The organism is Paraburkholderia sediminicola (assembly GCF_046030555.1).
GTDB classification, from domain to species: domain Bacteria; phylum Pseudomonadota; class Gammaproteobacteria; order Burkholderiales; family Burkholderiaceae; genus Paraburkholderia; species Paraburkholderia sediminicola_E.
Window position 1 is genome coordinate 77,273 of record NZ_JAQQCH010000012.1, and the last position, 20,004, is coordinate 97,276.

At 62.2% G+C, this 20,004-nt stretch carries 21 protein-coding genes; 5 read left to right on the forward strand and 16 right to left on the reverse strand.

Going from position 1 to position 20,004, the window contains the following annotated elements; translation table 11 throughout:
• Positions 1-33: 33 nt before the first annotated feature.
• Positions 34-1,170 (forward strand): cytochrome d ubiquinol oxidase subunit II, encoded by a 1,137-nt coding sequence (gene cydB / locus PQQ52_RS18420; protein ID WP_408214109.1) that lies wholly within the window; start codon positions 34-36, stop codon positions 1,168-1,170.
• A gap of 28 nt (positions 1,171-1,198) precedes the next feature.
• Positions 1,199-1,315 carry a cytochrome bd-I oxidase subunit CydX gene (gene cydX, locus PQQ52_RS18425; protein ID WP_408214112.1) on the forward strand — a complete coding sequence of 39 codons (117 nt, stop codon included), beginning with the start codon at positions 1,199-1,201 and terminating at the stop codon, positions 1,313-1,315.
• A 132-nt stretch (positions 1,316-1,447) separates the two neighbouring features.
• On the opposite strand, the gene nagE is transcribed toward cydX, so the two are convergent.
• From nagE to PQQ52_RS18450, 5 genes are all read right to left on the reverse strand, one after another.
• The gene (gene nagE / locus PQQ52_RS18430; protein ID WP_408214115.1) at positions 1,448-3,223 is read right to left on the reverse strand and encodes an N-acetylglucosamine-specific PTS transporter subunit IIBC; all 1,776 of its coding nucleotides are present in this window, start codon (positions 3,221-3,223) and stop codon (positions 1,448-1,450) included.
• Positions 3,224-3,318: 95 nt separating this feature from the next.
• Positions 3,319-5,883, reverse strand: a complete 2,565-nt coding sequence (ptsP, locus tag PQQ52_RS18435; RefSeq protein WP_408214118.1) for a phosphoenolpyruvate--protein phosphotransferase — start codon at positions 5,881-5,883, stop codon at positions 3,319-3,321.
• Between the two features lie 38 nt (positions 5,884-5,921).
• Positions 5,922-6,929 carry an SIS domain-containing protein gene (locus tag PQQ52_RS18440; RefSeq protein ID WP_408214405.1) on the reverse strand — a complete coding sequence of 336 codons (1,008 nt, stop codon included), beginning with the start codon at positions 6,927-6,929 and terminating at the stop codon, positions 5,922-5,924.
• Positions 6,922-8,025: an N-acetylglucosamine-6-phosphate deacetylase gene (gene nagA, locus PQQ52_RS18445; RefSeq protein ID WP_325046262.1), complete on the reverse strand. Its 1,104-nt coding sequence runs from the start codon at positions 8,023-8,025 to the stop codon at positions 6,922-6,924. Before nagA ends, PQQ52_RS18440 begins: the two co-directional genes overlap by 8 nt.
• A gap of 85 nt (positions 8,026-8,110) precedes the next feature.
• On the reverse strand, positions 8,111-8,845 hold the full coding sequence (locus PQQ52_RS18450; protein ID WP_325046263.1) for a GntR family transcriptional regulator: 735 nt from the start codon (positions 8,843-8,845) through the stop codon (positions 8,111-8,113).
• Between the two features lie 370 nt (positions 8,846-9,215).
• On the opposite strand from PQQ52_RS18450, the gene PQQ52_RS18455 reads away from it, so the two are divergent.
• Positions 9,216-10,142 (forward strand): bifunctional helix-turn-helix transcriptional regulator/GNAT family N-acetyltransferase, encoded by a 927-nt coding sequence (locus PQQ52_RS18455; RefSeq protein ID WP_408214122.1) that lies wholly within the window; start codon positions 9,216-9,218, stop codon positions 10,140-10,142.
• Positions 10,143-10,152: 10 nt separating this feature from the next.
• On the opposite strand, the gene PQQ52_RS18460 is transcribed toward PQQ52_RS18455, so the two are convergent.
• Complete coding sequence (locus PQQ52_RS18460; RefSeq protein WP_408214124.1) at positions 10,153-10,965, reverse strand: MetQ/NlpA family ABC transporter substrate-binding protein; 813 nt, start codon at positions 10,963-10,965, stop codon at positions 10,153-10,155.
• Between the two features lie 269 nt (positions 10,966-11,234).
• Here PQQ52_RS18460 and PQQ52_RS18465 point away from each other — a divergent pair, with 269 nt between their 5' ends.
• Complete coding sequence (locus tag PQQ52_RS18465; protein ID WP_408214126.1) at positions 11,235-11,525, forward strand: YciI family protein; 291 nt, start codon at positions 11,235-11,237, stop codon at positions 11,523-11,525.
• 66 nt (positions 11,526-11,591) lie between these two features.
• On the opposite strand, the gene PQQ52_RS18470 is transcribed toward PQQ52_RS18465, so the two are convergent.
• The 5 genes from PQQ52_RS18470 to PQQ52_RS18490 form a co-directional block, all read right to left on the reverse strand.
• Positions 11,592-12,221 (reverse strand): SCO family protein, encoded by a 630-nt coding sequence (locus tag PQQ52_RS18470; protein WP_408214128.1) that lies wholly within the window; start codon positions 12,219-12,221, stop codon positions 11,592-11,594.
• Between the two features lie 6 nt (positions 12,222-12,227).
• Positions 12,228-13,133 (reverse strand): heme o synthase, encoded by a 906-nt coding sequence (gene cyoE / locus PQQ52_RS18475; RefSeq protein WP_408214131.1) that lies wholly within the window; start codon positions 13,131-13,133, stop codon positions 12,228-12,230.
• A gap of 6 nt (positions 13,134-13,139) precedes the next feature.
• Positions 13,140-14,249 (reverse strand): COX15/CtaA family protein, encoded by a 1,110-nt coding sequence (locus PQQ52_RS18480; RefSeq protein ID WP_408214133.1) that lies wholly within the window; start codon positions 14,247-14,249, stop codon positions 13,140-13,142.
• Between the two features lie 22 nt (positions 14,250-14,271).
• On the reverse strand, positions 14,272-14,934 hold the full coding sequence (locus PQQ52_RS18485; RefSeq protein ID WP_408214136.1) for an SCO family protein: 663 nt from the start codon (positions 14,932-14,934) through the stop codon (positions 14,272-14,274).
• Between the two features lie 70 nt (positions 14,935-15,004).
• Positions 15,005-15,721: an SURF1 family protein gene (locus PQQ52_RS18490; RefSeq protein WP_408214138.1), complete on the reverse strand. Its 717-nt coding sequence runs from the start codon at positions 15,719-15,721 to the stop codon at positions 15,005-15,007.
• 114 nt (positions 15,722-15,835) lie between these two features.
• Here PQQ52_RS18490 and PQQ52_RS18495 point away from each other — a divergent pair, with 114 nt between their 5' ends.
• Positions 15,836-16,045, forward strand: coding sequence for a twin transmembrane helix small protein (locus PQQ52_RS18495; RefSeq protein ID WP_007179452.1), 210 nt, complete (start codon positions 15,836-15,838; stop codon positions 16,043-16,045).
• 176 nt (positions 16,046-16,221) lie between these two features.
• Here PQQ52_RS18495 and PQQ52_RS18500 read toward each other — a convergent pair whose 3' ends face one another.
• From PQQ52_RS18500 to ctaD, 5 genes are all read right to left on the reverse strand, one after another.
• On the reverse strand, positions 16,222-17,079 hold the full coding sequence (locus PQQ52_RS18500; protein ID WP_408214141.1) for a cytochrome c oxidase subunit 3: 858 nt from the start codon (positions 17,077-17,079) through the stop codon (positions 16,222-16,224).
• Between the two features lie 139 nt (positions 17,080-17,218).
• Positions 17,219-17,428, reverse strand: coding sequence for a DUF2970 domain-containing protein (locus PQQ52_RS18505; RefSeq protein WP_408214144.1), 210 nt, complete (start codon positions 17,426-17,428; stop codon positions 17,219-17,221).
• 33 nt (positions 17,429-17,461) lie between these two features.
• Positions 17,462-18,076, reverse strand: a complete 615-nt coding sequence (locus PQQ52_RS18510) for a cytochrome c oxidase assembly protein (protein WP_408214147.1) — start codon at positions 18,074-18,076, stop codon at positions 17,462-17,464.
• Between the two features lie 42 nt (positions 18,077-18,118).
• Complete coding sequence (locus PQQ52_RS18515; protein WP_211607278.1) at positions 18,119-18,253, reverse strand: cytochrome oxidase small assembly protein; 135 nt, start codon at positions 18,251-18,253, stop codon at positions 18,119-18,121.
• A 120-nt stretch (positions 18,254-18,373) separates the two neighbouring features.
• Complete coding sequence (gene ctaD, locus PQQ52_RS18520) at positions 18,374-19,987, reverse strand: cytochrome c oxidase subunit I (protein WP_408214149.1); 1,614 nt, start codon at positions 19,985-19,987, stop codon at positions 18,374-18,376.
• Positions 19,988-20,004: the final 17 nt, after the last annotated feature.

A 20,004-nucleotide genomic window follows, 5' to 3' on the forward strand; every position in this document is an offset into this window, starting at 1 on the left:
TCGCCGCCACTCTGTTCCAAGGGAAAGATCATCATGGATTACGCAACCCTCAAACTGATCTGGTGGGTGTTGATCGGCGTACTGCTGATCGGCTTCGCCCTCACCGACGGCTTCGACATGGGCGCGGCGATTCTGCTGCCGTTCATCGCCAGGACCGACGCGGAGCGGCGCATCGTCGTGAACACGGTCGGCGCGACGTGGGAAGGCAATCAGGTGTGGCTCATCACAGCGGGCGGCGCGATGTTCGCCGCGTGGCCGCTGGTGTATGCCGCGTCGTTCTCCGGCTTCTACTTCGCGATGCTGCTGGTGCTGTTCTCGCTGTTCTTCCGGCCGGTCGGTTTCGACTACCGCAGCAAACGTGAAGACCCGCGCTGGCGCAGCGCGTGGGATTGGGCGTTGTTTGTCGGTGGCTTCGTCCCCGCGCTGGTGTTCGGCGTGGCGTTCGGCAACCTGCTGCAAGGCGTGCCGTTCTCGTTCGACACCGATCTGCGCGTCACGTATCACGGCAGTTTCTTCGCGCTGCTCAACCCGTTTGCCGTGCTGTGTGGGCTCGTGAGCGTGTCGATGCTGGCCGCGCACGGCGCAGCCTTCGTGAAGATGAAGGCGGACGACGTCGTCGCCGAGCGTGCATCGCTCGCGCTGCGGATCGCGTCGCTCGCCGCCGTGGTGCTGTTCCTGCTTGCCGGCGCGCTGATCGCCACGATGATCGGCGGCTATCAGATCGTCGATGCCGCGCCGCTCGATACGGTTGCCAATCCGTTGCTGAAGAACGTGATCGGTGCGCCCGGCCTGTGGCTCACCAACTACGCAAACTATCCGTGGATGGTGGCCGCGCCGGCGGCCGGTCTGGTCGGCGGCGTACTTGCCTTGTTGCTGGCGCGCTCGCGCTTTGAAAAAAGCGCCTTTCTGTCGACCTCGCTGATGATCATCGGCGTAATCCTGACGGCGGGCTTCTCGATGTTCCCGTTCATCATGCCCTCCTCGCTCGACGGCCGCAGCAGCCTGACCGTGTGGGATTCGACCTCGAGCCGCCTGACGCTGCAGATCATGCTGATCGCCGTGATCATTTTCCTGCCGATCGTCCTGATCTACACCAGCTGGGTGTATCGCGTGATGCGAGGCAAGGTAACCGCCGCGGCGCTCGAAGAAAATCACCATTCGATGTATTGATCAGGAATACGATTAACAGGAGTTTGCGATGTGGTATTTCAGTTGGCTTCTCGGCATTGGCGTAGCGTTGGCGTTCGGCATCATCAACGTGATGTGGCTGGAATCGCGCCGGCCGTCGGAAGCAGACAAGCATAAGACGCATTGATGTAACCGTTGCCGGCCACGCGCTGGTAAACGCAAAAGCGGCACCTTGAATCAAGGTGCCGCTTTTTTATTGCCGTGCCATCAGAAGAGAAGCGCGGAAATGGAGCGGCGCAGGCCGCGCCTTAACGTTACTTCACGCAGGCAGAGGCGTTGCGCCGCCGCCCGCTGACGACAGACGCGTCGCCAGTTGTGCAGCGTAGCGTTGGGCTGCGTCGCCCACTACGATGTGGAACGTGTCCGCCGAGACCCACGCCGTATCGAGCGTAGCCAGACGTTGACGATCGACCGCCGACGGATCGCGAACCACAATACGCAGACGGGTTGCCGCCACCGCATCCAGCGATACGACGTTGCCCGCGCCGCCGAACACGGCGAGCCAACGCAGCGGATCCGGGTCGAGCGGACCGCTTTCAGCACCGCTTGCAGCCGCCACAGGCGCTGCAGCAGCAGCGGGTGCAGCAGCAATCACCGGCTTCACCGCATCGCCACCGCCTTGCGCGATCACCGTGCGAATTTCATCAGCGATGATGTCTGCTTCCGGTCCGATGATCACCTGCACGTTGGTCGAGCCGCGCTTGAGCACACCACGCGCACCGATCGTCTTCAGTTCGCTTTCCGAGACCTTGTTCGCGTCGACCACCGACAGACGCAGACGCGTCGTGCAGGCATCCACCAGCGACAGGTTCGACGCACCACCCAGCGCGGCGATATAACGCTGTGCACGCGGCACGGCTGCGCCGGCAACCGGCGAAACGAAACCGCCTTCCGTGAACGACTCGATCTGTTCCCCTTCGGCGGCGGGTTCGCGGCCCGGCGTCGCCATGTTGAACTTGCGAATGAAGAAGCGGAACAGGCCGTAATACACCACCGAATATACGAGGCCGATCGGAATCGCCCACCAGCCCTTGGTCGACAGGCCGTAGTTCAGCACGTAGTCGATTGCGCCGGCGGAGAACGTGAAGCCGAGGTGAATGCCTAACGCCGAGCAGATCGCGAGCGACAGACCCGTCAGCAGCGCGTGGATCACATACAGCACCGGTGCGAGGAACATAAAGCTGAACTCGATCGGCTCGGTCACGCCCGTCAGGAATGACGTGAGGGCCATCGAGAACAGCAGGCCGCCAACAAGGGCGCGGCGCTCCTTCGGCGCTTCATGGAACATTGCCAGACACGCGGCCGGCAGGCCGAACATCATGACCGGGAAGAAGCCCGTCATGAACGTGCCCGCGGTCGGGTCGCCTGCGAAGAAGCGATGCAGGTCGCCAGTCACCGCGACGCCGCCCGGCGGCGTGAAGGTGCCGAACACGAACCACGTTAACGAATTGAGGATGTGATGCAGACCCGTGACGAGCAGCAAACGGTTCAGCACACCGAACACGAACGCGCCGAGCGCACCCGCGGTGGTCAGCCAATGGCCGGCCGTATCGATCACGCCTTGCACCGGTTGCCACACGTAGCCGAACACAATGCCTATCACCAGACAGACCACGCCGGTGACAATCGGCACGAAGCGTTTCCCTCCGAAAAATGCGAGGTAGTCTGGCAGCTTGATATCTTTGTACTTGTTGTACAGCAAGCCCGCGACGATACCCGCCACGATCCCGGACAACACGCCCATGTTGAGCTTGTCGTTGATGTCCTTCATCACCGCGATTTCGATCAGATAACCGATCGCACCCGCGAGACCCGCCACGCCGTTGTTATCTTTCGCGAAACCGACCGCCACGCCGATTGCAAACAGCAACGGCAGGTTGTCGAAGATCGCGCCGCCGGCGTCGGCGATCATCTTGATGTTGAACACATCGGGCTGGCCCAGTCGCAGCAGCAGGCCGGCAACCGGCAGCACTGCAATCGGCAGCATCAGCGCGCGTCCCAGGCGCTGAATCTTCAGAAACGGATTCCCATCCATTGATACCTCCAATCCTTGTCTCGTTGTCGACGGTCGTCGTTGAGTTCTAGCTTTACGGGGTTACTGAGCGAAGCTGGTTGCGAACTGTGTGGAGTTCAGTCCAAAGGCCAGGTTTCGCGGCTCACTGCTCTTACCGCCTGCGCCGATTCCAGCGCCAGGGCATCCTGGGCGCGTTGACGGCACAGCTGATAATCGAGGTTGCGCACTCGCGCCTTGATGCCCGGCACCGACACCGGATCCACCGAGAGCTCGGTCACGCCGAGGCCGACGAGCAACGGCACGGCCAGCGGATCGCCCGCCAGTGCGCCGCATACGCCAACCCATTTGCCGTGCTTGTTCGCGCCCTGCACGGTCGCCGCGATCAGGCGCAGCACGGCCGGGTGCAAGCCGTCGGCTTGCGCCGCGAGATCGGCCTGGCAACGGTCCATGGCAAGCGTGTATTGCGTCAGATCGTTAGTGCCGATCGACAGAAAATCCGCGTGTTGCGACAGTTGATCGGCGAGCAACGCGGCCGACGGCACTTCGATCATCACGCCGACTTCGATCGGCTCGGTACGGCCCGATTCGCGAGCGAATTCGTCGATGCGTTTGCGGATGCGGATCAATTCACCGACATCCGTGACCATCGGCAGCAGGATGCGCACGGCGCCGAGTGGTTGCACCGCCAGCAGACCACGCAACTGATCGTCCAGCAGATCCGGGCGCACTTGTGCGAGACGGATGCCGCGCAGGCCGAGCGCCGGATTCGGTTCGGAAGGCAACGTCAGATAATCGACTTCCTTGTCCGCGCCGACGTCCAGCGTGCGAATGATCGCCGTGCGGCCGTTCAATGCATCGACGATGGCCTGGTAGCTCTGACGGTGTTCGTCGGTGGTCGGCGCTGCGGCGCGATGGATGAACAACAGTTCGGTGCGCAGCAGGCCGATGGAATCGGCGCCGTTATCAACAGCGGTTTTCGCGTCGTCGAGCGTGGCAATGTTCGCGGCAACTTCGATCGCCCGGCCATCGGACGTCACCGCAGCCTGTTGCGACGTGCGACGGTTCGCTTCGCGCACGCCGGCAAGGCGGCTACGCTCAAGACGCGCACGTTCGACATCGAGCTCGGTTGGCGCGAATTCGAGGCGGCCGGTGGTGGCGTTGACCACGACCTGCGTGCCTTCCGGAATCGCATGCAAGGCATCGCCGACTGCCACCAGCGCCGGAATGCCCGCTTGCCGCGCGAGAATCGCCGCATGCGACGTGGCACCGCCACGCGCCATCACCAGCGCGGTGACACGCGTGCGATCCAGCGACGACAGATCCGACGGCGTGAACTCTTCAGCCGCCAGCACCGCTTCTTCCGGCAGCGTGCGCGCCGCCGCATTCGTATAACCGAGCGCGCGCAACACACGCTTTTCGATGTCGCGCAGATCGGCGGCACGTTCGGCGAGCAGCGCGTCTTCGATATTCGTCAGGATGGCGATCTGTGCGCGGATCGCTTCACGCCATGCAAAGCCGGCGCTCTTGCCGAGGCTGATCAGATCGCGCGCGGCGTCGACCAGAGTCGGATCTTCGAGCAGCACGCGGTGCACCGCGAAGATGCCCGCCTCACCCACCGCACCGCGTTGCGACGCATCGCGCACTGTCGTACCGAGGTCGGCGTCGACAGTAGCAATCGCCTTGTCGAGCAAACGGCTTTCAGCCGCCGACGTGCCGTTCGCCTTTTCCGGCGGATCGATATCCGCATCGTCCCAGCGCACCAGCTTGCCGACCGCGACGCCTGGTGACGCACACACGCCCGCGAGCGTATTCGGCGCGAGCGCTTCGCCGGCAGCGCGCGCAACAGCTTGCGGCGCCGGCGAGCTTTGCCGCGCCGGCTTTTCTTCGACTTCGCCGTGCGCTTCACGCGTCAATTCGCGAGCGATGGCCTCGATCGCGGCTTTGGCTTGCGGACCAACGCCGAGCAACTCGACAGTCGCGCCAACGCCGGCGCCCAGACCGAGCAAACCGACCACACTCTCGATCGCCGCCTTGCGCCCTTCGTAACGCACTTCGACGCGCGCATCGAAACCACGCGCCGCTTCACGAGCGCGCGCAGCTGGCCGCGCATGCAAACCGCCTGCGTGAACCAGCGTGACTTGCTGACGGGCTTCTTCGGTAACGTTGGTCGCACTCGCCTGCCGCGATGCATGCGCCGCATCGCCATCGCGAGCGCGGAGCACCAGCAATGGTGTTTCGCCTGCCTTCAGCATGCCGCCCGGCGCACGCTCGACGATCTCGAATGCGTCCGAATTGGCAATCGCGATCACCGAGACGAGACTCGGCGCGTTCAGCGCGACCTGGTCCTGATCGAATTCGATCAGGACGTCGCCAGTGCGCACCTGTACGCCTTGCGCGACCATCGGCGCAAAGCCCTTGCCATTCAGCTCGACCGTATCGATGCCGATGTGCAGCAGAATCTCGACGCCTTCGGCCGTCGCGAGCGTCACCGCATGACCGGTGCGCGCGAGATGGGTAATGATGCCGTCGCACGGCGCGACGAGTCGCCCCTCGATCGGATCGATGCCGATACCGTCGCCGAACATGCCGCCCGAAAACACAGGGTCGGGCACGTTCGCCAGCGGCACGACCGGACCGGTCATCGGCGCGAGCAAAACAATATGGCCTTCAGAATGGCTCATCAAGCGGGACTCCTCGACACGTCGCATCTGATTTCTCGTCAGTGAGTTTCGGTGACTTTGTTGAGATGGCGTGGCGCGTCAGGATTGCGCCCGCGTGCGGCGGCAAGGCCGGCGGCCATCACGTAAAAGGACAGGATCGCGGCGATCGGGTCGAGCGCCGCATGAGCGGTAGTGGCGAGCGGCAAGCTCGCTTCGGGCACGTCGTCCGGCGCGGCGAGCAGCACGCGGGCGCCGCGTGCCTGCATGTCGCGCGCGAGTTGCAGCAAGCCGGCTTGCTCCGGACCGCGCGGTGCGAAGACCAGCAGCGGATAGTCGCGATCGATCAGTTCCATCGGACCGTGCCGCACTTCCGCGCTCGAAAACGCTTCGGCCTGGATGCCGGAGGTTTCCTTCAATTTGAGCGCGGCTTCCTGCGCGATCGCGAGACCCAGACCGCGGCCGATCACGATCATGCGTTCAATGCCGCGCAATTCGTCCACCGCTTTCGACCAGTCCAGCTTGCCGGCGGCTTGCAGCGCGTCGGGTAGCGTGGTCAACGCGCCGAGCAACGCATCGTCTTTCTGCCAGTGCGCGACCAGTTGCGCGGAAATCGACAGCATGGCGATGTAGCTCTTGGTGGCCGCGACACTCAGTTCCGGACCGGCGACGAGCGGCAGATGAAATTCACATGCGTCCGCCAGCGGCGAGCTCGGCGCATTCACCGCGGCCACCGTCAACGCACCGGCATTGCGCAACGCTTCCATCGTGCCGACCAGATCAGGGCTCTTGCCCGACTGCGAGAACGCCAGCGCGAGTTGATCGCGCACTTGCAGCGGCGCCTGCTGGAGCGTCGCGACCGACATCGGCAGCGAGGCGACCGGCACGCCGAGGCGGCTCATCGTCAGGCTTGCGAAGTAACTCGCTGCATGGTCCGAGCTGCCGCGCGCGACCGTCAGCGCGACATGGCGCGGTTGCTGGGCGAGCTTCGCCGCCAGCGCCTCGACGTGCGAGGTTTCCGCGAGTTGCGCGGCGACCGTTTCAGCGGACGCCAGCGCCTCTTTAAGCATATTCGACAATTGCTTCTCCTTCGACGTATGTCGCGGTCAACGCCAGTTCACGATCGAACACGACCACATCGGCCCATGCACCGCGCGCGATGCGGCCGCGGTCTTCGATGCCGAGGTAGTCGGCGGCGTAGCGCGACAAACGGTTTGAAACATCGGCGATCGGCAAACCGATCGATACGAGATTGCGCAGCGCCTGATCCATGGTCAGGGTGCTGCCGGCGAGCGTGCCGTCGGCAAGACGCACACCGCCGAGGCACTTCGTCACATGCTGGCTGCCGAGACGGTATTCGCCGTCGGGCATGCCGGTAGCCGAGGTGCTGTCCGTCACCACGTACAGGCGCGGAATCGCGCGCAGCGCCGCGCGGATCGCACCCGGATGGACGTGCAGCAAGTCGGGAATGATTTCGGCGAATTCGGCGTGCGCGAGCGCGGCGCCGACAAGGCCGGGATTGCGGTGATGCAGCGGCGACATCGCGTTGAACAGATGCGTGAAACCGCAGGCGCCATGCTTGAGTGCGGCAACGGCGTCGTCGTAAGTGCCGAGCGAATGGCCGAGCTGCACGCGCACGCCGCGCGCCGCCATCTCGGAGATGATCTCCATGTGGCCGGCGATTTCCGGCGCCAGCGTGACCACGCGAATCGGTGCGATCGACAGATACTTCAGCACTTCGTCCATGACCGCCGACACGGCGGCGTCCGGCTGCGCGCCGAGCTTGCCGGGATTGATGTACGGGCCTTCCAGATGGACGCCGAGCACGCGTGAACCGCCTGGCGTGCGAATACGCGCGTTGTTGCCCAAACCCGCGACGACGCTCATCAGTTCGTCGCGCGGTGCGGTCATGGTGGTGGCGAGCAAACTGGTCGTACCGTAACGCGCATGCGTGCGGGTGATAGTTTCGATCGCGTCATCGCCTTCCATCACGTCGGAGCCACCGCCCCCATGCACGTGCAGATCGATGAAGCCGGGCAGAATGTACGGCGCGTCGTTCTTCGACGGATCGGCGCGTTCGCCGGTCAGTGCCGTGATGCGGCCGTTTTCATATTCGAGCGTGCCGTGAATCCACCCATCGGTGGTGAGTATGTTTCCGGTCAGCATGATTCTCTCTGGTGAGGCGTAATGCGGGGTGTGGCTGAATTGCGCCCGATGGCGCTGCACGCGACGCCGGGCGGCGCGGCCGCTCTCAGGTGCGCAACTCAGCGACAAAGTCGTAGTAATCGTCGCGGCAATAGGTGTCGGTCAGTTCGATCGCACGCTGGTCCGCGCTATACCCGATACGGGTAATGACCAGCAGCGCCGAGCGCGGTTCGATATCCATCAACGAGGCGATCTCGCTCGAAGCGTTGACCGCGCGAAAGTGTTGCAAGGCGCGCACGACGGCGGCGCCACGTTGTTCGAGATAGCTGTAAAGCGAGACGCCGATGGCCTGCGGATCAGGCACGATCGCCGCCGGCAGAGCCGAATGCTCAACCGCCATCACGATGCCGTCCGCGCGCCGCAGGCGCCGCAGACTCGTCACCGCCGCACCGGGCGACAGGCCGAGATGCACCAGTTCATCACGGTTGGCGGCGCGGATATCGCGCTCGAGCCATACCGAATCGGGTCGGAAACCGCGTTGCTGCATTTTCTTCGTGAAGCCGGTAAGCCGCGATAGCGGGTCTTCCACGCGCGGTGTGATGAAGCTGCCCGCGCCTCGCGCCCGCCGGATCAAGCCTTGCTCGACCAGCAGCTCGATTGCCTTGCGCGCGGTGATGCGCGACACGCCGATTGCATCCGAGAGCGTGCGCTCCGAAGGCAGCGCTTCACCCGCCGACCACACGCCGCAGTGGATCGCCGTCGCCAGATTGCGCGCAAGCTGCAGATAGAGCGGCGTGACGTTGCGAGCGTCAGGCATCAGTGCGGACCAGCGAGTTTCCATGGGGCTCCGGCGGTCGTCTCGAAGAATGCGGCCTACGAAAATTAGAGCCCATTATATAACCAACATAATACCAGTCAATTGATTGGTCCCATGTTGGCATGATCTCGCGGAAAGCCTTGCCGAATAAGCTTCAGAGGGGAATTTACGGGCGTTGGAGGGTCGATTTCAGGGATCGGGATTTACCCCTATTCGACATGCCAGTGGGCATCCGTGCGGACCACCCTGGTCCTCATGGCCTGAGTGGGCTCGCGAAAATCAGTACCTTTCTGATACCAGTCGGATGTACTCCATCGTCGCGTGGCTTTTTTAATGAGATACGTTCCAATATAGTGCTGGCTAGGAAGCCATAAAATTTCCCGGGGAGCAGCATTTGACAGATTCCGAGGCGCTGCGGCGCGCTCAGGCCGTCCGCCATTTCAACCGCTTCTATACCCAGCACATTGGCGCGCTACATGAGCATTTGGCAAAGAGCGCCTTCTCGCTGACGGAAGTGCGCGTTCTGCATGAACTGTCTCGCGGACGCGCGCAGACGGCCTCTGTGCTTGGACGCAACCTTGGCCTCGACAGCGGCTACCTCAGCCGCCTTCTGACCAGCTTCGAACGACGCAATCTGATTACACGGCGCCCGTCCGACACGGACGCGCGCCAGTCGCTGATTGCCCTCACCGACAACGGCCACGCAGCCTACGCACCGCTCGATAAGGCGGCGATCGAAGAAGTGTCGGCGCTGCTGAACAGCCTCACGACACTCTCCCAGGAACAACTGATCGCCGCGATGAAAGTGATCGAGCGGCTGCTCGACAGTAAGCCGCAGCACGAGCTCGTGATTCTTCGGCAACCGCGTGCCGGCGAGAGTGGCTGGCTTGTGCATCGGCAGGCACAGTGGTTCGCCGCGCAATACGGCTGGGATCAATCGTTCGAAGGCTTGCTTGCGCGCGTCGTCGCCGATTACGCGCAACGCAGGGATCCTGTGCGCGAGATGTGCTGGGTCGCCGATCAGGAAGGTGTGGTGGTCGGCTCGGCGTGCATCGTCGGGGTCTCGACGACGGTAGCCGGTGTGCGGCTGTTATGGGTCGAGCCGGACGTCCAGCGTCTTGGCATCGGCACGCAGTTGCTGAGCGAATGCGCGCGGTTCGCCAGACGCGCGGGGTACACCAAGCTCACGCTGACGACTGCCAGCACGCTCAATGAGCCGCGCCGGCTATGCGAACGCGCCGGCTTCCAGCTCGTCTGCACGACGGCGGAGCGGCGCTTCGGCAAGGATCTGACGATCGAGCGATGGGAGTTGGAGCTGTAGGGTCGTTCGCTTAGAACGACGGCACCACCGAACCCTTGAACTGCGTCTTGATGAACTGGCGCACGTCTTCCGACTGGTAAGCCGCAACCAGCTTCTTGACCCACGGCTTGTCCTTATCTTGCGCGCGCACGGCGATCAGGTTCGCGTACGGGCTGCGGATGTCTTCGAGCGCGATCGCATCTTTGGTCGGCTGCAGACCGGCGGCCAGCGCGAAGTTCGTGTTGATCGCGGCAGCGTCGACATCCGACAGCGAGCGCGGCAGTTGTGCTGCGTCGAGTTCGACCAGCTTGATCTTCTTCGGATTCTCGGCGACGTCGAGCGGCGTTGCGTTATTGCCGTTCGTGCCCGCGCCGGCCTTCAGCCTGATCACGCCTTGCGCCTGCAATAGCAACAGCGCGCGGTTCTCGTTCGACGGGTCGTTCGGCACTGCGATCTTCGCGCCTTGCGCCAGATCCTTCAGCGACTTCAGCTTCTTCGAATAGATGCCGAGCGGCGAAATGTATGTCAGACCAGCGTTGACGATCTTGTAGCCACGTTGCTTGACCTGGCTGTCGAGGTAGGGCTGATGCTGGAAGCTATTGGCGTCCAGGTCACCCGCGTCCAGTGCGGCATTCGGCTGCACGTAGTCGTTGAATTCGACGACCTTCACGTTCAGACCTTCGCGCTTCGCCACTTTCGTGACGACTTCCCAGATCTGCGCATCCGGGCCGCCGATGGTGCCAACTTTGATGACCTTGTCGTCGGCATGCGCGCCGAAACTGGTGACGATCGCCGCGCCGGCGACTACGGCTGAGAGGGCTTTAAGGATGTTTCTGCGCTGCATGTGATTCTCGCTTTTTCTGATCGATGTCAGATTCGGGTGGAAGCCGGCGGGAAGCGTCTTGTGAACGCGCCGCCAACTGGACCGTAAATGCTCTCATATGCCCGGCGAGATGGGAAATATCGCGATCGCATATGGTTATGCTCCTGCTACGGCGCGGAGAGAGATGTGCCGACGTTGACCGTGCACAACAACGAATCGTCCGGTGACAGATAATGGAAGACCGACGCCGCGAACCCTGGTGGCCCATTCATTCGCTTACGAGAACGCCCATGTACGTCATCAATCTTACCTACACCGCATCGCTCGAACGCGTCGACGATGTGCTGGAAGCGCACCGCGCGTTTCTGACCAAACAATTCGAAGCAGGCGTATTCGTTGCGGCCGGGCCGAAAGTGCCGCGCGACGGCGGCATCATTCTGGCGGTGCGCATCGAGCGCGATAAGCTGGATGAGATTCTCGCCAGCGACCCGTTCGCCGAACAGAAGCTCGCGCGCTACGAGGTGACGGAGTTCAAGGCGACGCGGCTAGCGCCGGGAATGAATTTGCCGATACCGGCCTGAGGATTGCAGCGAAGGAAATTGAATACGGGCGCGCAGCAAACGCACGCGCCCGTTTGCATCAAGGCATCAATCGAGCAGCAGCTTGATATCGTGCACCCACGGCGTGGCGCCTTGGCCGTCGCGCGCGAACAGCCGCAACTTGCCGTCCGGATCGAACACATAGCTCGCGGCCGTGTGATCCATCGTGTAGCTATCGGGCGTCTTACCCGGCACTTTCGCGTAGTAGACGCGGAAGTCTTTCGTGATCTTGGTGAGCTGCGCCTGATCCGCCGGACGCAAGCCGACGAACGTCGGATTGAACGCCGGCACGTATTGCGCGAGCAGGGCCGGCGTGTCGCGGTCAGGATCGACGGTGACGAACAGCACCTGCACGCGTTTCGCGTCGTCCGGGCCGAGTTGTTGGAGCGCTTGCGAGAGCTCGGCCATCGTGGTCGGGCAGACGTCCGGGCAGTGCGTGTAGCCGAAGAACAGCACCACTACCTTGCCCTTGTAATCCGCCATTGTGCGGATTTTGCCGGACGTATCGGGCAGCGAGAAGTCGCTCCCGAATTGCGTGTTGCCTGTAATGTCGAGGTTCTGGAACGCGGGGGGCTGCTTGCCGCAGCCCGCCACCAGCAACGCGCCGCCCAGTGCGCAAGCGATCACGGTGAGACGCGCGGCGGCACGCGCCGTGCGCACAAAGCGTTGTGTAAGCATGGGGTGTTACGCGCCGATCACGACGCGCGCATAGTGGTCGATCAACAGCGCCACGAATAGCAGCGACAGATAAACGATCGAGTAACGGAAGGTCTTACGCGCCAGATCGTCGGAATATTCCCGATAGATCTTCCACGCATACGCGAGGAACACGGCGCCAAGCAACCCAGCCGCCGCGAGATACACCACGCCACTCATGCCGGAGATGAACGGCATCATCGTGACCGCGAACAGGATTACGGTGTACAGCAGAATATGCAGGCGCGTGTACTTTTCGCCGTGCGTATTCGGCAGCATCGGCAGACCGGCGTTCTCGTAGTCTTTGCGGCGATACAGTGCGAGCGCCCAGAAATGCGGCGGCGTCCACACGAAAATGATCAGCACGAGAATCCATGCGTCGCCCGGCACGTGACCGGTGACGGCGGCCCAACCGAGCGCCGGCGGCATCGCGCCCGAGGCCCCGCCGATCACGATGTTCTGTGGCGTGGCGGGCTTCAACAGCAGCGTATAGATAACCGCATAGCCGACAAAGGTGGCGAGCGTGAGCCACATGGTCAGCGGATTGGCGAACGTGTAAAGCGTCCACATGCCGAGCCCGCCGAGCACGGCCGAAAACAGCAGGATTTGCGGGGTAGTGATTTCGCCGCGCGCGGACGGCCGCCACGAGGTGCGACGCATCTTCGCGTCGATCTTCTGTTCCATCAGGCAATTGATGGCGAACGCCGCACCGGCCAGCAGCCAGATGCCGACGGTGCCGCCGATCAGGACGGTCCACGGCACCATGCCGGGCGTCGACAGAAACATGCCGATGACTGCGCAAAACACAGCGAGCTGCGTGACGCGCGGCTTCGTCAGGGCGATGTACTGGGAGACCCGGCTACCGGGCGTTTGGGAGAGAGTTGTGCTGTCCATGTGGGGTCACGCTGGCGCGGCATCGCGCGCAGGCAACACGGCGCGGCCGGGACGGCTATAAGCGATCCGAAAGTTTAACATAACGAGCAGCAGCAGCAGGATTGCGGCCCCCCCGTTATGCGCGACCGCAATGGGCAACGGCCATTGCAGGACGATGTTCGACAGGCCGGTCATGAACTGGATCAGCACCACCAGCAACACACCGTTTGCCGGCCGCCGCAGCGACTCGAATCGGCGTATTTTCAGTGCGAACCACGCCAGATAGGCGACCACGACGATTGCGAACGTGCGGTGCGTCCAGTGGATGGCGACCAGTGCATCTTGCGTGATCATGTCGCCGTCGCCGGTCATGCCGAGCGCGCGCCACAGGTGAAAGCCGTGCGCGAAGTCCATCGGCGGGATCCATTGACCGTTGCAGGTCGGGAAGTCCGTGCAGGCGAGCACCGCGTAGTTGGTGCTGACCCACCCGCCCAATGCGATCTGCACGACGAGCAGCACCAACCCGGCGATCGCTGCCGCACGCCAGCGTGCGGCTTCGGGCTCATACGCGGGTAGCGGCGTTTGGCGCGCAGCCAGCCAGCCGAGCGTGCCGAGCAACGCAAGGCCGAGCAGCAAATGGGTCGTCACGATGATCGGTTGCAACTTCATAGTCACTGTCCACGCGCCGAATGCGCCCTGCACGAGAATCAGCAGCAGCAGCGAAGTGGGCCACCACGGCGACACGTGCAACGGACGGCGCTTGATACGTGCAGTCCACGCAATCAACGTCTGCGCAATGATCAGCACACCGATCGCCATCGCGAAGTAACGGTGGATCATCTCGATCCACGCTTTGGTCATGCTGACTGGGCCAGTGGGCATCAATTGATGCGCGGCGGTAATCGCTGCGTGCGCGATGAACGGCGACGACGTGCCATAGCAGCCCGGCCAATCGGGGCAGCCGAGACCGGAATCGGTGAGACGCGTGAAGCCGCCGAACATCACCAGGTCTAGCGTCAGGAAGGTGGTGAGCCACACCAGCTTGCGGAATTTGTTGTCGTCGGCCTTGACCCACACATAGGACAGCGGCAACAACGCGATACACAAGCCGATCAGGGCCAATTGCAATACGAACATCTTTCTTACCCTTGTTGCGGCATCAGCCGATGCTCGACCATTTGAGCAGCTTGGTCACGTCGCCCTTGATCTTGCTGGGGTTCGGATCTTTCGGGAAACGCATCATCAGATTGCCGTTCGGATCGACCATGTAGATGTGATCGGTGAGTTGGGTGCCAGTGTCGGTCGGCAGCCACGCGGACACCTGCGCCGGGTTGGCAATCAGCATGTCGGTGTCGGGATAGGCCTTTTGTATCACGTCGGACACATTGCCTGCATCGGTGCGCAGCCACACTTCGACGACGCGCTCGCGTTCCGGGCCCTGAGCTGCGCGGATTTGTCGCATGAAGTACAGCTTGGTGGCACAGGCTTTGTCGCATGCGCTGTTGTCGACGGAGATCAGCAGCCAGCGGCCGCGTAGCGACGCGAGCTTGAGCGGCTTGCCGTCTTCACCCGTGACGACGAGCGAATCGGGAATCGGCCGCTGCGGTTCGACTAGCGTGCCGTAGCTCGTGCTACCGCCCGCCGGCTTGACCACGTAATACACGAAGTACGACACGGCGATCGGCGCGGCACAGATGACCGCCAGCAACAGGAGCATCCAGCGGCCGCGCTTCCACGATCCCTGGCCATTAGGTTGACCTGGCATCACTTTCGAAGCTGCGGGTTTGCCGGCTTGCGGCGAACGGGGAGATTGCGTCGACACTACAGGACCTCTTTCAATGATTGCGCGGCTCCGATACCCTTGTTCCGGGCACGACACCGCAGGCGATGCGTTACACGCTCGGGGCGTGCTCTTTCTTCGCGGCGCGGCGCGCGGCGTACAGGCCGAAGGCCAGGGCCGCGGCCGCCATGCCCCACCACTGGAACATGTAGCCGTAGTTAGTTTCGACGCCGGTGGTGGGTGCCGGCCAGTCACGCACCAGCTTGTCGCCGTCGTCGCTCAATTGCTGGATCACGAACGATTGCAACGGCAGCCCGGTTTCCGCAGCGTAGGCCGCCCCATCCAGATTCTGACGGATCTTCTGATGCGCGGCCGATCCGCCCTGCCCCAACTCGAAAGCACGCGAGGCATCGGCACGCGCAATGCCTTCGATTTCGATCTCGCCTTGCGGCGTGGTGTACGGCGCGATGGTTTCGCGATTATTCGTGTTGCGCGGCAGCCAGCCGCGATTGACCAGCACATAACCGCCGTCGGTCAGTTTAAAAGGCATCACGACGTAAAAGCCCGGCTGATCGTTATACGGGCGATTATCCAGATAGACGACTTTGTCCGCGACGAAACTGCCACGTGCCTTCACGCGATGGAATTCGATGTCCTTCAGTTCGACCGGCGCGGCGCTCAGGGGCTGCGCGGGCGCATTTTCGAACTGCGTGATGTGCGCTTCGAGCGCTTCTTTCTGATGTGCGCGGTCGCGCTGCCAGAAACCGAGCCGAACCGTCACCGCAATCACCAGCAGAATCAGCAGCGCGGGAATGAGGCGGAATTTCATCGAATGCACTCCAGCATCACCGCTTGCGGCAGCGTCTGGAACCTAGGGCAGACGCCGGCGCGCGGTGCGATAATAAACGTCTTGCCTCTGCGCTTTCTGGTTTCAGTTGGTTCCATGCACATTCTCGTTCCGATCGCCTTCGTCCTGATCATCGCCAGTATGGTGTCGGCGCTGTATTTCATGATGCATGACAAGGGCAAAACCAAGCGGATGGTCTGGTCGCTCGCCACGCGGGTGGGTTTGTCGATCTCACTGTTCCTGTTCATCCTGTTCGCTCACTGGATGGGCTGGATTCAGTCAACCGGCATTCCTTACGGGCGCTGAGCTCGGCGGAAAAAATTTCACGCCGCCAAACAAAACGCCGCCCTGACAGGGTCGAGGGCGGCGCTGCATAAATGCGTACTGCTCGTGCGCCGCGCCTTTGAATGGCGATGCGCGAACGGCCTGCGCACCGTTCCGGAAACCGGCCGGTCTCCAGTACGTATGCAGGCCAAACTGCGTTACAGCCAGTACACGACGATGTACAGCCCAAGCCACACGACGTCCACAAAGTGCCAGTACCAAGCGGCGCCTTCGAACGCGAAGTGGTGTTCCGCCGTGAAGTGGCCACGGATCAGCCGCACCAGCACCACTGCCAGCATCGTGCCGCCGAGGAACACGTGGAAACCGTGGAAGCCCGTCAGCAGGAAGAACGTCGAACCGTACACACCCGAGGACAGCGTCAGGTTGAGTTCGTTGTACGCGTGGAAATACTCGAAGGCTTGCAGGAACAGGAAGCAGACACCAAGCACCAGCGTAGCCGCCAGCCAGATGATCGCCTTCTTGCGATGATCTTCGCGCAGCGCGTGGTGCGAAACCGTCAACGTAGCGCCCGACGAAAGCAGCAGCGCCGTGTTGATGGTCGGCACCGGCCACGGCTGCATCGACTTGAAGGTCGAGACCAGCGCTGCCGGACCGTTGTTCGGCCATACCGCCGAGAAATCCGGCCAGATCAGCTTGTAGTCGAGGCTGCCGAGTTGATGCAGTGCGATTTCACGCGCATAGAACAGCGCGCCGAAGAACGCACCGAAGAACATTACTTCGGAGAAGATGAACCAGCTCATGCTCCAGCGGTACGACTTGTCGACATTCTTGCCGTACATGCCGCCTTCCGACTCGGCGATCGCGTCGCCGAACCAGTGCCACAAGGTATAGAGCAGCCACAGCAGACCCACGGCGACGCCGAGCGGCGCCCAGTCATGGTCGTTGATCCAGGCCGCAAGCGATCCGAGCATGACCAGCAACCCAGCGGCGGCGCTGATCGGATGCCGCGACGGATGCGGCACGAAATAGTACGGGCTCTCGTTTTGACCGCTCATTCTTGATTCTCCACTTCAGTCCAGTTGTTCCGGAATCTCCGGCTGTATCTTCGGCGGCGCGTCGATACCGCACCGCTTCACTCTAATTCGTAGGCTGCTTCGCCCCGTACTCCGCGTGCGCCCGCCAGCCCAACCTACCTCAACCGACTACGGCGCGCACGATCAGGATCAGTACGCCGATGAAAATGGCCGCACTGATCAATGCCGCTACGACTACATGCAGCGGGTTCAGCTGCGTTGCGTCCGCTTCCAGATCACGACGCTTGCGCACCCCGAAAAACGACCAGAACACGGCTTTCATCGACTGACCGAAACTGCTCTTGCGTGGGCTGCCGCTGTTATCGCTCATTACGTCTTTTTCCTTCGCCTGCGGCAAACACCGTCAGGCGGGATTGTCGGCGGTTGCTGCCGTATTGGCCGTGGGTGCTGCACTCCCGGCCGTCGCCGCTACCGGCGTATTCAATTCAAAGAACGTGTACGACAACGTGATCGTTTTCACATCCTTCGGCAACTTCGGATCGACCACGAACACCACCGGCATCCGCTTCGTCTGATTCGCAGTCAAAGTCTGCTGCGTAAAGCAAAAACACTCGATCTTCTTGAAGTACTCGGTTGCCTGCTTCGGCGCGTAGCTCGGAATGGCTTGCGCCTGAATCGTGCGCGCCTGCTCGTTGCTGACCTCGTACATCACTGTCGTCACTTCGCCCGGATGCACGTCGAGACTACGCTGCTCCGGTTTGAAACCCAGCGGGCCGCGCGCATTCGCATCGAATTCGATCGAAATCGTGCGGCTCACGTCGACCTGCGTATTCTTCGCCTCACGCGCCGTGGCATCACGCTGCACGAGGTTGTTGATGCCGGTGACCTGGCAGATCGCGCGATACATCGGCACCAGCGCAAAACCGAAACCGAACATCATCAACGCGACGACGAACAGCTTGATCAGCATCGAACGGTTAAAAGAGCGATCGGCCTGAGCCGGCGGTTGCGTCGACATCTCAATCCTCAACAAACCTGCACACAGACTCGAACTACCGCGTCAGGTGAACCACTTCTGATGAATGATGACGCTCGCAAAAAAGGCCGCGGCGATGACAAACATCACAATACCGATCCGCCGGTTGCCCGCGCGAACCTGCTCGGGCGTACGTCTTTCTTGAGGATTGCGCGTCATGCTCGATTTTCTGAATACTTTCGTGACTACATGTGCCGCCACTGCTCGTGTGGCTGCCCGGTTCCGGCGGCGACTTACTCCAACCACGCCGCCGGAGCCGGCAACCTCACCGAATACCGATTACTCGACAGTCGGCGGGTTTTCGAACGTGTGGAACGGTGCCGGGCTCGGCACGGTCCATTCGAGGCCCGTTGCGCCGTCCCACGGCTTGTCGCCAGCTTTTTCGAGTTCGCCGCCGCCACGGTAGGCCGGCAGTGCAACCGCGAACAGGAAGTAGACCTGTGCCAGACCGAAGCCGAATGCGCCGATCGAGATGACCTGGTTCCAGTCCGTGAACTGTGCCGGGTAGTCAGCGTAACGACGCGGCATACCTGCGAGACCGACGAAGTGCATCGGCAGGAACGCGAGGTTGAAGAAGAACATCGACGCCCAGAAGTGGATCTTGCCGCGCGTTTCGTTGTACATCCAGCCGGTCCACTTCGGCGCCCAGTAGTACCACCCGGAGAACAGCGCGAATAGAGAACCCGCAACAAGCACGTAGTGGAAGTGCGCCACCACGAAATAAGTACCGTGATACTGGATGTCGAGCGGCGCCATAGCGAGCATCAGGCCCGACAGACCGCCGAACGTGAACACCAGCAGGAAGCCGACCGCGAACAGCATAGGCGTTTCGAAGGACAGCGAACCGCGCCACATCGTCGCGACCCAGTTGAACACCTTCACGCCCGTCGGCACGGCGATCAGCATCGTCGCGTACATGAAGAACAGCTGGCCTGTCACCGGCATGCCGGTCGCGAACATGTGGTGCGCCCAGACCATGAACGACAGAATCGCGATCGACGATGTTGCATACACCATCGAGCTATAGCCAAACAGCGGCTTGCGCGAGAACGCCGGGATCACCTGCGACACGATCCCGAACGCCGGCAAAATCATGATGTACACCTCGGGGTGCCCGAAGAACCAGAAGATATGCTGGTACATCACCGGGTCGCCGCCGCCTGCCGCATTGAAGAACGACGTGCCGAAGTGGCGATCGAACAGCACCATGGTGATCGCGCCCGCCAGAACCGGCATCACGGCAATCAGCAGGTACGCGGTGATCAGCCATGTCCACACGAACATCGGCATCTTCATCAGCGTGAGGCCCGGTGCGCGCATGTTCAGGATCGTCACAACGATGTTGATCCCGCCCATGATCGACGAAGCACCCATCAAGTGGATCGCGAAAATTGCGAAGTCCATGCCCGGGCCCATCTGCGTGGACAGCGGCGCGTACAGCGTCCAGCCCGCGGCGGTCGCGCCGCCCGGTGCGAAGAACGAGCCGACCAGCAACACCGCAGCCACCGGCAGCAGCCAGAAGCTGAAGTTGTTCATCCGCGCAAAAGCCATGTCAGATGCGCCGATCTGCAGCGGCACCATCCAGTTCGCGAAGCCGACGAAGGCCGGCATGATCGCGCCGAACACCATGATCAGGCCGTGCATGGTGGTCAACTGGTTGAAGAACTCGGGACGCATGATCTGCAGACCCGGCTCGAACAGTTCGGCACGGATCATCAGCGCCATCACGCCCCCGGAGAGGAACATGGTGAACGAGAAGATCAGGTACAGCGTACCGATGTCCTTGTGATTGGTTGCGAACAGCCAACGACGCCAACCATGCGGCGTTTCGTGGGCATGGTCGCCGTGCACGTGCTCGTGGCCCGCGGTTACATCGTGTCCGATGCTAGACATGACAATCTCCTAATGCG

What these genes read in the sequence shown, in the direction of transcription:
- nagE (WP_408214115.1), bottom strand. Translation starts at nt 3,223, where the DNA reads ATGGATGGGAATCCGTTTCTGAAGATTCAGCGCCTGGGACGCGCGCTG.
- cydB (WP_408214109.1), top strand. Translation starts at nt 34, where the DNA reads ATGGATTACGCAACCCTCAAACTGATCTGGTGGGTGTTGATCGGCGTA.
- cydX (WP_408214112.1), top strand. Translation starts at nt 1,199, where the DNA reads ATGTGGTATTTCAGTTGGCTTCTCGGCATTGGCGTAGCGTTGGCGTTC.
- PQQ52_RS18480 (WP_408214133.1), bottom strand. Translation starts at nt 14,249, where the DNA reads ATGTTCGTATTGCAATTGGCCCTGATCGGCTTGTGTATCGCGTTGTTG.
- nagA (WP_325046262.1), bottom strand. Translation starts at nt 8,025, where the DNA reads ATGCTGACCGGAAACATACTCACCACCGATGGGTGGATTCACGGCACG.
- PQQ52_RS18490 (WP_408214138.1), bottom strand. Translation starts at nt 15,721, where the DNA reads ATGAAATTCCGCCTCATTCCCGCGCTGCTGATTCTGCTGGTGATTGCG.
- PQQ52_RS18450 (WP_325046263.1), bottom strand. Translation starts at nt 8,845, where the DNA reads ATGGAAACTCGCTGGTCCGCACTGATGCCTGACGCTCGCAACGTCACG.
- PQQ52_RS18440 (WP_408214405.1), bottom strand. Translation starts at nt 6,929, where the DNA reads ATGCTTAAAGAGGCGCTGGCGTCCGCTGAAACGGTCGCCGCGCAACTC.
- ctaD (WP_408214149.1), bottom strand. Translation starts at nt 19,987, where the DNA reads ATGTCTAGCATCGGACACGATGTAACCGCGGGCCACGAGCACGTGCAC.
- PQQ52_RS18495 (WP_007179452.1), top strand. Translation starts at nt 15,836, where the DNA reads ATGCACATTCTCGTTCCGATCGCCTTCGTCCTGATCATCGCCAGTATG.
- ptsP (WP_408214118.1), bottom strand. Translation starts at nt 5,883, where the DNA reads ATGAGCCATTCTGAAGGCCATATTGTTTTGCTCGCGCCGATGACCGGT.
- PQQ52_RS18500 (WP_408214141.1), bottom strand. Translation starts at nt 17,079, where the DNA reads ATGAGCGGTCAAAACGAGAGCCCGTACTATTTCGTGCCGCATCCGTCG.
- PQQ52_RS18510 (WP_408214147.1), bottom strand. Translation starts at nt 18,076, where the DNA reads ATGTCGACGCAACCGCCGGCTCAGGCCGATCGCTCTTTTAACCGTTCG.
- PQQ52_RS18470 (WP_408214128.1), bottom strand. Translation starts at nt 12,221, where the DNA reads ATGCTTACACAACGCTTTGTGCGCACGGCGCGTGCCGCCGCGCGTCTC.
- PQQ52_RS18505 (WP_408214144.1), bottom strand. Translation starts at nt 17,428, where the DNA reads ATGAGCGATAACAGCGGCAGCCCACGCAAGAGCAGTTTCGGTCAGTCG.
- PQQ52_RS18460 (WP_408214124.1), bottom strand. Translation starts at nt 10,965, where the DNA reads ATGCAGCGCAGAAACATCCTTAAAGCCCTCTCAGCCGTAGTCGCCGGC.
- cyoE (WP_408214131.1), bottom strand. Translation starts at nt 13,133, where the DNA reads ATGGACAGCACAACTCTCTCCCAAACGCCCGGTAGCCGGGTCTCCCAG.
- PQQ52_RS18515 (WP_211607278.1), bottom strand. Translation starts at nt 18,253, where the DNA reads ATGACGCGCAATCCTCAAGAAAGACGTACGCCCGAGCAGGTTCGCGCG.
- PQQ52_RS18465 (WP_408214126.1), top strand. Translation starts at nt 11,235, where the DNA reads ATGTACGTCATCAATCTTACCTACACCGCATCGCTCGAACGCGTCGAC.